This window comes from Pseudomonas sp. R1-1, assembly GCF_051132135.1.
GTDB lineage: Bacteria > Pseudomonadota > Gammaproteobacteria > Pseudomonadales > Pseudomonadaceae > Aquipseudomonas.
Genome location: NZ_CP071663.1, coordinates 4605554 through 4621733 on the forward strand (window position 1 = coordinate 4605554; position 16180 = coordinate 4621733).

The 16180-nt window shown below is 60.8% G+C and carries 11 protein-coding genes and 1 pseudogene; 4 read left to right on the forward strand and 8 right to left on the reverse strand.

The annotated features are described in order from the left end of the window. Both J3P75_RS20615 and J3P75_RS20620 read left to right on the forward strand, forming a co-directional pair. A complete protein-coding gene (locus tag J3P75_RS20615; protein WP_434707983.1) occupies nucleotides 1–564 on the forward strand; it encodes a peptidylprolyl isomerase in 564 nt (187 codons plus the stop codon). 88 nt (nucleotides 565–652) lie between these two features. Next, complete coding sequence (locus tag J3P75_RS20620; protein WP_434707984.1) at nucleotides 653–2485, forward strand: ABC transporter ATP-binding protein; 1833 nt, start codon at nucleotides 653–655, stop codon at nucleotides 2483–2485. Nucleotides 2486–2600: 115 nt separating this feature from the next. Here the strand turns inward: J3P75_RS20620 and J3P75_RS20625 are convergent, their stop codons facing one another. Next, nucleotides 2601–3725 (reverse strand): GNAT family N-acetyltransferase, encoded by a 1125-nt coding sequence (locus tag J3P75_RS20625; RefSeq protein WP_434707985.1) that lies wholly within the window; start codon nucleotides 3723–3725, stop codon nucleotides 2601–2603. Nucleotides 3726–4004: 279 nt separating this feature from the next. On the opposite strand from J3P75_RS20625, the gene J3P75_RS20630 reads away from it, so the two are divergent. Then, nucleotides 4005–5327 carry a putative porin gene (locus J3P75_RS20630; protein ID WP_203421139.1) on the forward strand — a complete coding sequence of 441 codons (1323 nt, stop codon included), beginning with the start codon at nucleotides 4005–4007 and terminating at the stop codon, nucleotides 5325–5327. A 145-nt stretch (nucleotides 5328–5472) separates the two neighbouring features. Here J3P75_RS20630 and J3P75_RS20635 read toward each other — a convergent pair whose 3' ends face one another. From J3P75_RS20635 to aceK, 5 genes are all read right to left on the reverse strand, one after another. Further along, on the reverse strand, nucleotides 5473–5709 hold the full coding sequence (locus tag J3P75_RS20635; RefSeq protein WP_208938317.1) for an anti-sigma factor family protein: 237 nt from the start codon (nucleotides 5707–5709) through the stop codon (nucleotides 5473–5475). Beyond that, the gene (locus J3P75_RS20640) at nucleotides 5703–6314 is read right to left on the reverse strand and encodes an RNA polymerase sigma factor (RefSeq protein ID WP_434707986.1); all 612 of its coding nucleotides are present in this window, start codon (nucleotides 6312–6314) and stop codon (nucleotides 5703–5705) included. Before J3P75_RS20640 ends, J3P75_RS20635 begins: the two co-directional genes overlap by 7 nt. A gap of 138 nt (nucleotides 6315–6452) precedes the next feature. After that, nucleotides 6453–7574 carry a beta-ketoacyl-ACP synthase III gene (locus tag J3P75_RS20645; protein WP_434707987.1) on the reverse strand — a complete coding sequence of 374 codons (1122 nt, stop codon included), beginning with the start codon at nucleotides 7572–7574 and terminating at the stop codon, nucleotides 6453–6455. Between the two features lie 327 nt (nucleotides 7575–7901). Continuing rightward, complete coding sequence (hrpA, locus tag J3P75_RS20650) at nucleotides 7902–11813, reverse strand: ATP-dependent RNA helicase HrpA (protein WP_434707988.1); 3912 nt, start codon at nucleotides 11811–11813, stop codon at nucleotides 7902–7904. A gap of 269 nt (nucleotides 11814–12082) precedes the next feature. Then, on the reverse strand, nucleotides 12083–13804 hold the full coding sequence (aceK, locus tag J3P75_RS20655; protein ID WP_434707989.1) for a bifunctional isocitrate dehydrogenase kinase/phosphatase: 1722 nt from the start codon (nucleotides 13802–13804) through the stop codon (nucleotides 12083–12085). Between the two features lie 206 nt (nucleotides 13805–14010). Between aceK and J3P75_RS20660 the strand changes: the two genes are divergently transcribed. Beyond that, nucleotides 14011–14919: a DMT family transporter gene (locus J3P75_RS20660; RefSeq protein ID WP_093103700.1), complete on the forward strand. Its 909-nt coding sequence runs from the start codon at nucleotides 14011–14013 to the stop codon at nucleotides 14917–14919. 125 nt (nucleotides 14920–15044) lie between these two features. Here the strand turns inward: J3P75_RS20660 and J3P75_RS20665 are convergent. After that, a pseudogene (locus tag J3P75_RS20665) lies at nucleotides 15045–15907 on the reverse strand (DMT family transporter). A gap of 96 nt (nucleotides 15908–16003) precedes the next feature. Further along, entirely contained in the window at nucleotides 16004–16168 is a 165-nt protein-coding gene (locus J3P75_RS20670) for a hypothetical protein (protein WP_394506006.1), read from the reverse strand. Between the last annotated feature and the right edge of the window lie 12 nt (nucleotides 16169–16180).

Here is a 16180-nt window from a genome sequence, read left to right on the forward strand (position 1 = left end):
ATGCTGAAAAAACTCGCCCTCGCCGCTGGTACCGTGCTGTTTGCCGCCAACCTGATGGCTGCCACCCCAGTCAAGGCGCCTCATGTTTTGCTCGACACTACCAACGGCCAGATCGAAATCGAGCTGGACCCGGTCAAGGCACCGATCAGCACCAAGAACTTCCTCGAGTACGTCGACAGCGGCTTTTACACCAACACGATTTTCCACCGCGTGATTCCCGGCTTCATGGCCCAGGGCGGCGGCTTTACCCAGCAGATGCAGCAGAAGGAAACCAAGGCGCCGATCAAGAACGAAGCCAGCAACGGCCTGCACAACGTTCGCGGTACCCTGTCGATGGCCCGCACCTCCAACCCGGATTCGGCCACCAGCCAGTTCTTCATCAACGTGGCTGACAACGCGTTCCTCGATCCGGGCCGTGATGCCGGTTACGCGGTCTTCGCCAAAGTGGTCAAGGGCATGGACGTGGTCGACATCATCGTCAACTCGCAAACCACTACCAAACAAGGCATGCAAAACGTGCCGGTCGACCCTGTGATCATCAAGTCGGCCAAGCGCCTCGACTGATTGCTGCAGGGGCATTCGAGCGGCGACGGCCTGATCCCGCGCCGCTCACACTGATAAAAGGAGAGCCCGTCTTGCGGGCGATTATCTGATGCTCTATCGCCGTTTCGAACAACTGATCGATATCTTCCGCGACGCCCCGACGGCGTCTCCTCCGGACCGCGTCTGGCCCTTCTATACCTATTATCTGAAGCAGGTCTGGCCGAGTTTCGCTGCCCTGCTGGTCATCGGCCTGTTTGCCTCGCTGATCGAAGTGGCGCTGTTCAGTTACCTGAGCCGCATCATCGATCTGGCGCAGGGCACGCCCAACCCGAATTTCTTCAGCGACCACGCCCTCGAACTGACGTGGATGCTGGTGGTGGCCCTGGTGCTGCGGCCAATCTTTTTCGCCCTGCACGACCTGCTGGTGCACCAGACGCTGAGCCCCGGCATGACCAGCATGATTCGCTGGCAGAACCACAGCTATGTGCTCAAGCAGAGCCTGAACTTCTTCCAGAACGACTTCGCCGGGCGCATCGCCCAACGCATCATGCAGACCGGCAACTCGCTGCGCGATTCGGCCGTGCAGGCGGTCGACGCGCTGTGGCACGTGTTGATCTATGCGATCAGTTCGCTGGTGCTGTTCGCCGAGGCCGACTGGCGCTTGATGATTCCGCTGCTGACGTGGATCGTCGCCTACATCGGCGCGCTGTATTACTTCGTACCCCGCGTCAAAGAACGCTCGGTGGAAGCTTCCGACGCGCGCTCGAAACTGATGGGGCGCATCGTCGACGGCTACACCAATATCGCCACGCTGAAACTGTTCGCTCACACCAATTTCGAACAGCACTACGCCAAAGAGGCCATCGAAGAACAGACCGTCAAAGCACAAATGGCCGGCCGTGTGGTGACCAGCATGGACGTGACGATCACCACCATGAACGGCCTGCTGATCGTCGGCACTACGGCGCTGGCCTTGTGGCTGTGGACGCAGTCGCTGATCACGGTCGGGGCGATTGCTCTGGCGACCGGGCTGGTGATCCGCATCGTCAACATGTCCGGCTGGATCATGTGGGTGGTCACCGGGATCTTCGAAAACATCGGCATGGTCCAGGACGGTTTGCGCACCATTTCGCAACCGGTCAGCGTCACCGATCACGAGCAGGCCAAACCGCTGCAAGTGGCCCGTGGCGAAGTGCGTTTCGAGCACGTGGATTTTCACTACGGCAAGAAGCGCGGGATCATCGGCGACCTCAACCTGAACATCAAACCGGGGGAAAAGATCGGTTTGATCGGCCCGTCCGGCGCTGGCAAATCGACGCTGGTCAACCTGCTGCTGCGCCTGTACGACGTCGAGGGCGGGCGGATTCTGATCGATGGCCAGAACATCGCCGAAGTCGGCCAGGAAAGCCTGCGCGAGCGTATCGGCATGATCACGCAGGACACCTCCTTGCTGCACCGTTCGATCCGCGACAATTTGCTCTACGGCAAACCCGACGCGACCGACGCCGAGCTGTGGGAAGCGGTGCACAAGGCCCGTGCCGATGAGTTCATTCCGCTGCTGTCCGATGCTGAGGGCCGTACCGGCTTCGACGCGCATGTCGGTGAGCGCGGGGTGAAACTGTCCGGCGGCCAGCGGCAACGTATCGCCATCGCGCGGGTCCTACTCAAGGACGCGCCGATCCTGATCATGGACGAAGCCACCTCGGCGCTCGACTCGGAGGTCGAAGCGGCGATTCAGGAAAGCCTGGAAACTCTGATGCAAGGCAAAACCGTGATCGCCATCGCCCACCGCCTCTCGACCATCGCGCGCATGGACCGGCTGGTGGTGCTGGAAAACGGCAAGATCGCCGAAAGCGGCACCCACGCCGAATTGCTCGCCCATCGCGGCTTGTACGCGCGGCTGTGGGCGCATCAGACCGGAGGCTTTGTCGGCATCGATTGATGCACCCCATGATCGTTCCCACGCTCTGCGTGGGAATGCAGCCCGTGACGCTCCGCGTCACTGGACGCGGAGCGTCCCTTGAGGCGTTACCACGCAGAGCGTGGGAACGATCATGTCAGGTCTGGCGGTAGGGCAAGGCGCTGCGGGCTTCTTCGGCATAAGCGAGGACCCCGGCCCGTTCCTGCTGGAGGAAATCCTTCACCGCCGCCTTCAACCCCGGATGGCGCAAGTAATGCCACGAATGGGTAATCACCGGCTCAAACCCGCGAATCAGCTTGTGCTCACCTTGCGCACCGGCATCAAAGCGCTGATAGCCCTGGGCAATCGCATAGTCCATGCCCTGATAGAAACACGTCTCGAAATGCAGCCGATCAAACTCGGCCAGGCAACCCCAGTAACGCCCGTAGAAACTGTCGCCACCGACCAGACTGAAGGCCATCGCCACCGGCCGTGAAGCTTGTTTGGCCAGCACCACGCGAATCGCTTCGGGCATGCGTTCGGCGAGCAGACTGAAGAACTCGCGCGTCAGATACGGCGCCTGGCGCCGCACCGCGTAGGTATTGGCGTAGCAGGCGTAGACGAAATCCCATTGCGCCTCGTCCAGTTCGCGCCCTTCCAGCCACTCGAATTCGAAACCCTGCCCCGCCACCTGCATGCGCTCTTTGCGCATCTGCTTGCGCTTGCGTGAGCTGAGCGCATCGAGGAAATCCTGGAAGTCGCGGTAGCCGCGGTTCTGCCAGTGATATTGGCAGCCAATGCGTTGCAGCCAGCCGGGCTGTTCGGCCATCGCCGCGTCGGTGAACGGGTCGGTGAAATTGATGTGCGCGCTGGAAAGCTCTTCAATCTCCAGATAGCCCGGCAGGCTCTGGAGCAGTTCAAAACCGTCTTCAACATTCGCCGCTAGCAGGCGCGGACCGCCGACCGGGCTGAACGGCACGGCGCTGAGATACTTGGGGTAATAGTCGATGCCGGCACGGGCACAAGCGTCCGCCCAGCCATGATCGAACACGTATTCGCCGTAGGAATGCCACTTGCGGTAACCGGGCAACGCGGCGATCAGACGATCCCCTTCGACGTGCAGCAAATGCTCGGCCTGCCAGCCGCTGTGCGGGCCGACGCTGCCGCTGTCCTCCATCGCACTGAGGAAAGCGTGACGCAGAAACGGCTGGTTTTCCGGCACCAGTGCGTCCCAGCTCGCCGGGGCGATTTGCGACAGGTTTTGCAGGCATTGCAACGGCATCGAAAAGCTCTCCAGACAGACTTCAGCGCCCGGCGAGTATCGCCGATTGCGCGCCGTTGCACACCCGCCATCGCGACGACAGTGCTCTAGCCCGATAGTTCAGGGCGCATCGCGTTCGTCATCAACCTGCCATCACCGTGCCACTGCTCTGTCATAAACGATCGCGATACTGGCGCCTGTTTTTAGAGCGCCGGGTTCTAGCCCGGACACAGTTTTCCGACGTCAACGTCGGTTGTGCCCAGGATGGTTCAGCCATCCCTTTCATCTTCGGAGATTGCTATGCGTCTTGCTTCCACGAAAACTGCGGCAGCCCTGTGTGGCGGCCTGTTGCTGGCCATGAGTGTTCCGGCCAGTGCCGCAGTCGACGCCAAACTGCTCGACATGCTCAAGGCCAACGGTTCGATTTCCCAGGCGCAGTACATCGAACTGCAAACGGAGCTGGCCAAGGATCAGAAGGCTCAGCAAATCGCCCAGCAGGCGCAGCAAGAGACCAACGAACAAGTCGCGGCTGTCGCCAAGAAGAGCAACGAACAAAGCGCCTTCGACCAGAAACTGGCCTGGGCGGCCAAGACCCAGTTCAAGGGCGATGTGCGTGTCCGTCAGGAAACCATCAAGATCGACGGTGAGCCGAACAACGGCGGCCGCGACAAGGACCGTCAGCGCATCCGTGCCCGTCTGGGTGCCTACACCGAGATCAACCCGCAGGTTGACACCGGCATTCGTATCGCCACGGGCGGCGGCGACGACGCGCGTTCGACCAACCAGGACCAGGACAACTACTTCGACAAGAAGCAGATCTGGCTCGACCTCGGCTACATCGACTACCACCCGGACCAGATCAAGAACCTGCACATCATCGGCGGCAAGATGCTGCAACCGTGGGTGAGCATGGGCGACGTGATCTGGGATAGCGACATCAACCCGGAAGGTCTGGCACTGACCTACAAGTACCCGTTGGGTGGCAGCGCCGAGCTGTTCGGCAGCCTGGGTAACTACAACCTCAAGGACAATGTCGACGGCGACGGCGTGCAGTTCCGTCACGACCTGCGCCTGACTGCTGGCCAGCTGGGCAGCCGCTTCAACATCACCGACAACCTGAAAGTGACTCTGGGCGGCAGCGTCTACGCCTACCAGAACGACGACGACAGCCGCTGCACCGGTACTTCGACACCGTGCGCCCTGGCCGTCAACGGCAACTCGGCCAACAACGAATTCCGTCTGTATGAAGGGTTCAGCCAGGTCGACATCGGCGGTCTGCCGATGCCACTGTCGTTCTACGGTCAGTACGTGAAAAACAACGATGCCGTGACCGATCAGGACACCGCCTGGTTGCTCGGCGCGAAATCGAAAGTGTTCGGTCTGAACCTCGACTACAACTACCGCGACGTGCAGCGCAACGCCGTGGTGGGTGCCTTCACCGATTCCGACTTCGCCAACGGCACTACCGGTTCGCGTGGTCACAAGTTCAAGGTCGGTTACGACATCGACAAGAACTTCGCCATCGGCGCGACCTACTTCCTGACCAAGGCCGACTTCGCCAGCCGCGGTCAGCGCGATGCAGACGCCAACACCCTGCAACTGGATGCCGAAGCCAAGTTCTAAGAAAACAGCTCCAGGCTTCGAGCGACAAGCTGCAAGTCACCGCTCCCCTTGCGGCTTGTCGATCAAAGCTGGTTTTCCTGCAGCCCGGTACAGTTACAGCGATCCCCATCATCCGTTCGCTGGCGCTGCCCCGGGCTGATTTTTTTTACGGGCTGTCGTCGCGTCTCTGCGTCGCCAGACGTTCGGCCAGCGCGTCTATCCCTTCCTGCGGTTGCTCCGGCATCGCCTTCAGCGTCGCCTGCATCAAGCGCATCTGCCGAATGAACCGGCGGCAGTTGGGGCAGAACAGCAGGTGATGGCGCACCATCAGTTTTTCCCGAAAGCTCAACTGGCCATCGAGATAATCGCTGGAGCGCGCCACTTGTTCCTTGCAGGTCAGCATTCTCCGGTCTCCTCAAAATGCTCCACGGTCGCGAAGACTTTCAGCCGCGCACGATGCAGCAGCACTCGCACGTTGGAGAGCGAGATCTCCAGAAGATTACAGATTTCTTCCAGTTCCAGTCCCTGCCGCTCGCGCAACAGCAAAACGCTACTCTGCAGTTCCGACAGGCTCAGCAGCGTGTGTTCGAGGCATTCACGCAGTTCGTCTTGTGTGAGCAGCGCTTCGGGTGTGTCTTGATGCCAGGCGAACGGCGCCACCAGCCAATGGCCGTCAGCCGAGGAAAAACGATCGTCGTCGATGCTGCCGTGCGGCGATGGCAAGTCATCCATCAGCACTTCGCGGCGATTGTGCTTGTAGCGGCTTTTCGCCGAATTGGCAGTGATGGTCAGAAGCCAGGTCTTGAGGCTGGAGCGCCCCTCGAAACTGCCCAGATGGCGCACCACCGACAGCCAGGCGTCCTGCACCACCTCTTCGACATGACGCTGGCCGACGATGGCATAGGCCACGGCGCGCATGGCGCTCTGATACGTCGTCACCAGTTCCTTGAATGCCTGTTGCTCGCCGGCCAGCAGCCGCGTGAGCAGGAGGGTATCGTCAGCCGCCATCCATCATCCCCTTGTTCCGATTCCATAGATGAACGCGGCAGGTGTTTAGCCTGCCGCTCACTGCGGAAAAATTACAGCGTTGGAGCCGATTCGGATGTAGGAAAGGTCGCCGCGATTAAGCGGAAATTAAACCAATTTTCAACGCTTGCGCAGAATCACGCTGCCGATCGAATAGCCGGCACCGAACGAACTGAGCACTGCCAGCGAACCGGACGCGAGATCGTCCTGATATTTGTGGAATGCAATCACCGAACCGGCCGAACTGGTGTTGGCGTAGGTGTCGAGAATCACCGGCGCTTCCTCTTCGGTGGCTTCGCGGCCGAGCAGTTTGCGCACGATCAGGTGGTTCATGCTCAGATTGGCCTGGTGCAGCCAGAAGCGCTTCACGTCAGCTACATTGAGCTGGTTTTCCTGCAGATGCTCGCCGACCAGTTCGGCAACCATCGGGCAGACATCCTTGAACACCTTGCGGCCTTCCTGCACGAACAGCTTGTCGCGGGTGCCAATGCCCTCTTCAGCCGCACGGTTGAGGAAACCGAAGTTGTTGCGGATGTTGTTGGAGAACTTGGTCAGCAGCTTGGTGCTGACCACGTCGAACTGGTACTTGGAAGTGGCCAGATCGGCACGTTCGATGATCACGGCCGTGGCGGCGTCACCGAAAATGAAGTGGCTGTCGCGGTCGCGGAAGTTCAGGTGCCCGGTGCAGACTTCCGGGTTGACCATCAGGATCGCCCGCGCCTGGCCCAGTTGCACACTGTTGGCCGCTGCCTGAATGCCGAAGGTCGCCGAGGAGCAGGCGACGTTCATGTCGAAACCGAAACCTTCAATGCCCAGCGCTTCCTGAACTTCAATCGCAATGGCCGGATAGGCGCGTTGCAGGTTCGAGCAGGCAACGATCACGCCGTCGATGTCGGCGGCGGTCTTGCCGGCACGCTGCAAGGCTTGCTCGGCCGCACCCACGGCCATTTGGCAGAGCACCGACCATTCGTCGTTGGAACGCTCCGGCAGGCGCGGGGCCATGCGTTGCGGATCGAGGATGCCGTCCTTGTCCATGACGAAGCGGCTCTTGATGCCCGAGGCTTTTTCGATGAACGCGGCGCTGGATTCGGTCAGGGCCTGGATTTCGCCGCGGGCGATGGCCTCGGCATTGTCGGCGTTGAACCGGGCGACGTAGGTATTGAAGGATTCCACCAGCTCTTCGTTGGAGATGCTGTTGGCCGGGGTGTACAGGCCGGTGCCGCTGATGACGACGTTATGCATGCTCGTTTCTCTAATCTGTTCAGGCAGAAAGTGCTGGAACCGTCGTACCAACACACAAAGGGTCTATTGCCATCCGGGGGACGCAAACCTGGCATCGTTTTATTCCGCGGCGCGACACGGCCGAAGGCTCTGGGTCGCGAAACCGGCGTTTATGGTGGCGAAGTTTGCCATAAACCCAACGTTTTGGCGCCATTCTCAAGATCAACCCCGCTCCCCCGTAGGAGTGAGCCTGCTCGCGATAGCGATCTGTATGCCAGTGATAATGTGACTGACACACCGCAATCGCGAGCAGGCTCACTCCTACAGGGGATTGCGCATGGCTCGAGATCAAGGCTCGACCTGGCTCCACTGCTTGCTCAGGCGCTTGTCGGAGATCGGCACTTTCGTGCCCAACTGCTGGGCGAACAGCGAGACGCGGTATTCCTCCAGCCACCAGCGGTACAACTCAAGCTGCGGGTCGCGTTTGCCTTCCTGCGCATGCTTGGCCGCGCGGGCCTGGTATTGCGCCCAGAGGCCGGCGAGTTCGCCGCTCCAGACCCGGTCCTTCTGCAATTGCGCAGCAAGCTTGTCGAAACGCTGTTCGACTGCTTTCAGGTAACGCGGCAATTCCTTGAGCCATTGCATCGGCGTTTCACGGACGAACCCCGGATAAACCAGATGGCCGACTTGCTGCTTGATGTCATTCAGCGCCACGGCTTGAGCGAGGTCGATCTTGCCCTTGAAGCGTTTTTGCAAACCGTGCCAGAGCTTGAGAATCTCCAGCGTCAGGCGTGCCACGCGCTCGGCGTGCTCGGTCCAGTTGCCGCGTTTGCGCTCGGCCAGTGCCGCCAGACCGGCACCGTCACGGGGCAACGGGTCTTCGCCGTCAAGGATGCAGCTGTCGAGACTGGCCAACAGAATGTCTTCGACCAGCCCATCGACGCGGCCCAGCTCACGATAGAGCAAGCCCAGCTCCGTCTGCCCCGGCAACTTGCCGCGCAGGAATTTCGCCGGCTCGGCCAGTTGCTGCATCAACAAGCGCTGCAAGGCGCGACGATGCTGGAACTCGGCCTCGGCCGGCGTCGAGAAGCGCCCTTCCTTGACCGTACCGCCCTCCTCGACCAGCGCCGGATACACCGTCATCGACAGGCCGGCAATCTTTTGCTGAGTCTTTTGCGCCACCGGCGCGAAGACTTTCGCCTCCACCGGCTGCTGACTCGTGGCATTCTGCGGCACCGCCAGCGCCGCCTGGCTGGCTTCGGCAAAGCGCGCGGTCAGCTCGGCCAGATCGCGGCCTTCGCCGAGGAACTTGCCTTGGCCATCGACGATTTCCAGGTTCATCCGCAGATGGCTTTCGACCTGCTGCGCAGCTTCCGCCCACGCCTCGTCGCTGACCCGCGCACCGGTCATGCGCAGCAACTCTCGGCCCAACGCCTGCGGCAGCGAACCTTCGGCAAAGGTCATGCGTTGCAATGCAGCCTTGATGAAGTCGGGCACCGGCACAAAATTCTTGCGCAGGGCTTTCGGCAGGTTGCGCACCAGCGCAATGCATTTGGCCTCGATCAGCCCCGGCACCAGCCACTCCAGGCGCTCCGGCGGCAGCATCGGCAACAGCGGCGCCGGTACGCGCAGGGTCACGCCGTCGCGCGGGTGATTGGGTTCGAAGTGGTAGGTCAGCGCCAGTTCCAGATCGCCGATGTGCAGCGTGTCCGGGTAATCGCGGGCGGTGACTTCACTGGCCTCGCGGGCCAGCACGTCCTCTTCGCGCATGATCAGCAGTTGCGGGTTTTTCTGGCTGTTGACCTTGTACCAACTATCGAACGTCGCGGTCTGGTGGATCTCGGCCGGCAGACGCGCGTCGTAGAACGCGTACAGGGTTTCTTCATCCGCAAGAATGTCGCGGCGGCGCGCCTTGGCTTCCAGTTCGTCGAGCTGCTCGAGCAATCGCTGGTTGGCGCTCAGGCATTTGGCTCGGGACTGAATCTCGCCGCGCACCAGACCTTCGCGGATGAACAGCTCGCGGGACACCACGGGATCGACCGGGCCGTAATGCACCGGGCGCCGGCCGACGACGATCAGGCCGAACAAGGTGATCTGCTCGAAAGCCACGACCTGGCCACGCTTCTTCTCCCAGTGCGGTTCAAAGTGGTTTTTCTTGATCAGGTGCCCGGCCAGCGGTTCGATCCAGTCGGCGTCGATCTTGGCAACCATGCGCGCATAGAGCTTGGTGGTTTCCACCAGTTCGGCCGCCATCAGCCATTGCGGGCGCTTTTTGCCGATGCCCGAGGACGGATGAATCCAGAAACGCCGCTGCCGCGCGCCGAGGTAATCGCCGTCTTCGGTTTTCTGGCCGATCTGGCTGAGCAGGCCGACCAGCACCGCTTTGTGCAGTTTCGGATAGTCGGCCGGCTCTTTGTTCAGGCTCAACTGCAGGTCGCGGCAGATCAGGCTCAACTGGCGGTGCGAGTCGCGCCATTCGCGCAGACGCATGTAATTGAGGAAGTTCTTGCGGCACCAGTTGCGCAGCGGACTGGCCGTCAGCGCCTGGCGCTGCTCTTCAAAACCGCGCCATAGATTGACCAGCCCGGCGAAGTCGGAATCGCTGTCTTTCCATTGCGCGAGGGCCTGATCGGCCGCTTGCTGACGCTCCGGCGGACGCTCGCGCGGGTCTTGGATCGACATGGCGCTGGCGACGATCAGCACTTCCTGCAGGCTGCCGAGTTTCGCCGCTTCGAGCAGCATGCGGCCCATGCGCGGATCGACCGGCAGGCGCGCCAACTGGCGGCCAAGCGGCGTCAGCTGACTGTTGCGATCGACTGCCGAAAGCTCTTGAAGCAGATTGAAACCATCGCTGATCGCTTTGCCATCCGGCGGTTCGATGAACGGGAACGCGGTGATTTCACCGAGGCGCAGATGCAACATCTGCAAGATAACGGCGGCGAGGTTGGTGCGCAGGATTTCCGGATCGGTAAATTCCGGGCGGCCGAGGAAGTCTTCCTCGCTGTACAGGCGCACGCAGATACCCGGCTCGACCCGGCCGCAACGGCCCTTGCGCTGATTGGCGCTGGCCTGGGAAATCGCTTCGATCGGCAGGCGCTGAACCTTGGCGCGGTAGCTGTAGCGGCTGATGCGCGCGGTGCCGCTGTCGATCACATAGCGGATGCCCGGCACGGTCAGTGAGGTTTCGGCAACGTTGGTTGCCAGAACTACGCGGCGACCGGGGTGCGACTGGAAAATCCGCTGCTGCTCGGCCGGCGACAAGCGCGCGTACAGCGGCAGAATTTCGGTGTGTTTGAGCTGCGCCTTGCGCAACATGTCGGCGGCATCGCGGATCTCGCGCTCGCCAGGCAGGAACACCAGCACATCGCCGGGACTGCGGCGTTCGCTGCGCTCGTAAGCGGCGATCTCATCAAGAGTGGCGAGAATCGCCTGATCGACGGTCAGGTCGTCCTCGACGCGGTTGCCCTCCTCGTCCTGCTCCAGTGTCAGCGGGCGATACCAGGTGTCCACCGGGAACGTGCGGCCGGATACTTCGACAATCGGCGCATCGTCGAAGTGCCTGGAGAAGCGCTCCAGATCGATGGTTGCCGAGGTAATGATGACCTTCAGATCCGGACGGCGCGGCAGCAGGGTTTTCAGGTAACCGAGGAGGAAATCGATGTTGAGGCTACGTTCGTGGGCTTCGTCGACGATGATCGTGTCGTAGCGTTCCAGATAGCGGTCGTTCTGGGTTTCCGCGAGCAGGATGCCGTCGGTCATCAGCTTGATCAGGGTGTTGGCGTCGCTCTGATCTTCGAAACGCACCTGATAGCCAACCAGCGAGCCGAGCGGCGTGCCGAGTTCTTCGGCAACGCGACTGGCGACACTGCGCGCAGCGATTCGGCGTGGCTGAGTGTGGCCGATCAAACCGTGCTGACCGCGACCGATTTCCAGACAGATCTTCGGCAACTGGGTGGTTTTGCCCGAACCCGTTTCGCCGGCGATGATCAGTACCTGATGCTGCTCCAGGGCCTTTTTGATTTCGTCACGCTTGGCCGCGATCGGCAGGCTGTCGTCGTAACGAATCACCGGCAGGCTGGCCTTGCGCGCCAGCACCTGATCACAGGACGCCTGCATGCGCGTCACCCACTGAGCCAGTTTCGCCTCGTCGGGTTTCTTGCGCAGCTCAAGCAACTGCCGGCGCAACCGGTGACGGTCGGCGAGCATGGCGTGATCGAGGTTTTTCAGCAGTTTGTCGATGGAGGGCGATTCGTCGGTCATCGGGTAGGCAATTCGGTCGTCTGTTAATGCAGGGGGGCGATTGTCGCAGATTTGGCGGATTTGTGGCGTGCCAGCGGGATTGCTGCCCTCACCCTAGCCCTCTCCCGGAGGGAGAGGGTACTGATTGGGAGATATTCCAGAGGTGCATCGACCTGAAAGACCTTTCTGAATCCATAATCGCCAGCATCTTTCAGGTCGGCGTTGGACGCAGGACACCTCTGTCGACCCCCTCTCCCTCTGGGAGAGGGCTGGGGTGAGGGTTTCAGGGTCTATTCGTTATCGAGGCCTTTACGCCGATACGGGAAGACGTCGATGACTTTGCCGGCGCGAATCGCCTCTTGCAGGCTTTTCCAGTAATCGGCGTCGTACAGCTCGCCATGCAACTGGTCGAACAATTTGCGCTGCCCGAAATCGGCAAACAGAAACGGCGGAAACTCCTCGGGGAACACGTCCAGCGGCCCGATCGAATACCACGGTTCAGACGCCATTTCATCTTCCGGCGTGCGCGGCGCGGGGATGTGGCGGAAGTTGGCTTCGGTCAGAAAACAGATCTCGTCGTAGTCATAAAACACCACCCGCCCGTGCCGGGTGACGCCGAAGTTTTTCAGCAGCATGTCGCCGGGGAAGATGTTCGCCGCCGCCAGTTGCTTGATCGCCAGCCCATAATCTTCCAGCGCCTCGCGCACCTGAGCCTCGTTGGCGTTTTCCAGGTACAGGTTGAGCGGGGTCATGCGCCGCTCGGTCCAGCAGTGGCGGATCAGCACCGTCTCGCCTTCCACGGAAACCGTCGAGGGCGCGACTTCGAGCAGTTCCTGCAGGCATGCCGGCTCGAACTTGCTCAGCGGAAAACGGAAGTCGGCGAATTCCTGGGTATCGGCCATGCGTCCTACCCGATCGACACTTTTCACCAGTCGATACTTTTCGATCACCGTCGCGCGGTCGACGTTTTTCGACGGTGAGAAACGGTCCTTGATGATCTTGAACACGGTGTTGAAACCCGGCAGGGTAAACACGCTCATGACCATGCCGCGCACACCCGGCGCCATGATGAATTGATCGTCGGTGTTGGCCAGGTGATTGATCAGTGCGCGGTAAAACTCGGACTTGCCGTGTTTGTAGAAACCGATCGAGGTGTACAGCTCGGCAATGTGCTTGCCCGGCAGAATGCGCCGCAGAAAACCGATGAACTCCGCCGGCACCGGCACGTCGACCATGAAATACGAACGGGTAAACGAGAAGATGATCGACACATCGGCTTCGTCGGTGATCAACGCATCGATCTGAATCCCCCGTCCTTCGCGGTGCAGCAACGGAATCACCAGCGGCCATTGCTCGTCGCGGGTGTAAATGCGCCCGACCAGATAGGCGCCCTTATTGCGGTACAACACCGAGGAAAACAGCTCGACCGCCAGTTCCGGGTCCTTGCACACCCAGTCCGGCAGGTTTTCCCGTAGTTGCGCTTCGAGCCGGTTGAGGTCGCCGGGCAGATCGGCGTAATCCTCGCTGAAGCGGAAGTCGGCGAAGATACTGGCGAGCATGCCCGACAGTTCGCCCTGGGGCTTGTAGGTGCGGGTCTGCGCAGCGCGGGCACGACGCAAGGTCGGCCGGGTGGTGTGGATGAACATACAGCCATCGCTGATCAGGTCATGGCTGAACAGTCCGCAGAAAATCGAGTTGTACCAGGTCTCCGACAGCTCATCGTCGAAGCGCAGGTCGATCACACTGATGTAGGCGCTTTTGACCAGTGGCCAGCAGCTGACATTCATCAGCAGCTCTTCATCGAAATGCTCGCGCAGGCGCGCTACGGTTTCGCCGACCTTTTCCTCGTAGAGGCTGATCCGCGCCGCCGAGGCGACTTGCGCCTCTTGCCAGCGCGCCTGTTCGAATCGCTCGCGGGCACCGTCGGTGATGCGCCGGAAATGCTCGCGGTAATCGTCGAAGCCAGCGAGGATCATGCGGGCGATGTCGGTGGCTGGCCATTGCTGCGGCATGGGTGAAACCTCGGCGCAAATTCGGTTCGCTTGAGCTTAGTCACGGAAGGGCCCGCAGGAAAAGTGCAATTTCAGCCAAAACCGATACCAGATTGCTCAACAAGCCCACTGATGCTGGGTGATGCGAAATTAAATGCCCGATTAGCGGTTGCCATGGCCAGGGCACTCGGCAACACTCTCGTCCCGATCAAGGAAGGAGACCCGCCGTGAGCCCTGTCGATATTTTCCGCATGTTGTCGCTGGCCGCTATCTGGGGCGCGAGTTTTCTGTTCATGCGCATCATTGCGCCGGTGATCGGCACGATTCCGACCGGTTTCTTCCGGGTGTCGATCGCGGCTGCCGGCCTCTTGGTGATTCTCGGACTGATGCGCGTCAGCTGGGATTTCAAAGGCAAACTGAAAACCGTGATGCTGCTCGGGGTGATCAACTCAGGCATTCCAGCGACGCTGTACTCGGTGGCGGCGCAAGTATTGCCGGCCGGTTATTCCGCGATTTTCAATGCCACCACGCCATTGATGGGCGTGCTGATCGGCGGTTTGTTCTTCAGTGAAAAGCTCACCGCAGCGAAACTGGGCGGCGTGTTTCTCGGCTTGTTCGGCGTCGGCGTTCTGACCCGCGCCGGCCCGGTAGCCTTCGACCTGCAACTGCTGATGGGCGCCGTCGCCTGCTTGCTCGCGACCACTTGCTATGGCTTTGCCGGGTTCCTCGCACGGCGCTGGCTGGATCAGGCCGGAGGCCTGGACAGTCGCCTCTCGGCGCTGGGCAGCATGCTCGGGGCGACCTTGTTTCTGCTGCCGCTATTCGGCTACAGCGTCATCACTGCACCGCCAGTGAGCTGGGGTGGCTGGCACGTCTGGCTGTCGCTGCTCGGTCTGGGCCTGGGTTGCACGGCGTTCGCCTACATCATCTATTTCCGCCTGCTCAGCTCGATCGGCCCGGTGAAGTCGATGACCGTGACCTTCATGATTCCGCCGTTCGGGGTGTTGTGGGGGGCGTTATTGCTGGATGAGCCATTGTCGATGGCGCACGTGTATGGCGGGGTTCTGATTGCGCTGGCGTTGTGGCTGGTGTTGAAACCTGCGGTGGTGAAGCCGGCAGTGGTGGCTGATCGTTGATTGCTTTGTTGGCGAAAATTGCTATCGCGAGCACGCTCACTCCTACAAGTTGAAATGTGTTCCCCTTGTGGGAGTGAGCCTGCTCGCGATGGCGGCCGAACAGCCACCATCGCAACTGAAGGTCATTAAGACTTACGGAACACAAACCCCAGACCAACAATAATCAACAACATCCCCAGCACGCTCAACGCCGCCAGGCGATTGCCGAAAATCAGATAATCCATCACCGCCGTCACCGCCGGCACCAGATAAAACAGGCTGGTGACATTCACCAGATTGCCCCGTGCGATCAGGCGATACAGCAACAGCGTCGCCAGCACCGAAACCACCAGCCCCATCCACAACACCGGCACGATGAACCCCACGGTGTGTTCGAAGTGGAATGGCTGAAACGGCACGAATATCCCGCACAACAACAGCCCGGCCAGATACTGCACCGGCAGTGTGCCGAGCGGATTGTCAGTGATGCGTTTCTGCATGATCGAGCCCAGCGTCATGCTCGCCAGCGCCAGCAGACCGAACAGCATGCCGGCCCAGGACATCCCGGCCAGACCGATGCCTTGATAAACCACCATGACCAGCCCGGCCAACCCCAGCGCCAGTCCGAAGATCCGGCTGGCCGAGCGCTGCCGCTCCATCAGCACCACCGTGAGAATCGGTTGCACGCCCATGATGGTCGCCATCACGCCCGGCGTGACTTTGCTGTTCAAGGCCAGCAGATAAAAAATCTGATAGGCCCCCAACAGCACCAGCCCCGTGGCGATCGCGAACAACATCGGCTTGCCGCGCTTGGGTAACTTCAGTTTGAGCAGCGGCGCCAGCAGCACCAGCCCGCACAAGGCAATCGCAAAGCGGATCAGCAAAAAGGCGAACGGTGAAGCGTGGGCCAGCCCCCACTTGGAAAAAATCGCCCCGCTGCTCCACAGCAGGACGAACACAGGCTCGTGGACGCCGCCGCGAGCGCGGATTGTTTCGAAAGGACAAACATGAATACCACCTGTAGTCAGGCACAAAGCCAATTCAGCCGAAGCTGAAATTCAGTAGGTTGTTCTGGCGGGCGCGGGGGTCAGCAAAAAACTGCCGATCAGCCCGAAACGCCAACGCCCGGCGGTGCTACGACTGCGCGCACCGGCGTGCTACTGACAGGTGGGGGGTAATGGCTGATCTGCACGGGCTGCTGATTCCCGCACGGCACGACGCCAGCGTTGACCGCTGAATCGACTACCGCGTTGATGTGGGATGCAGGCATTGGTGCGGATCT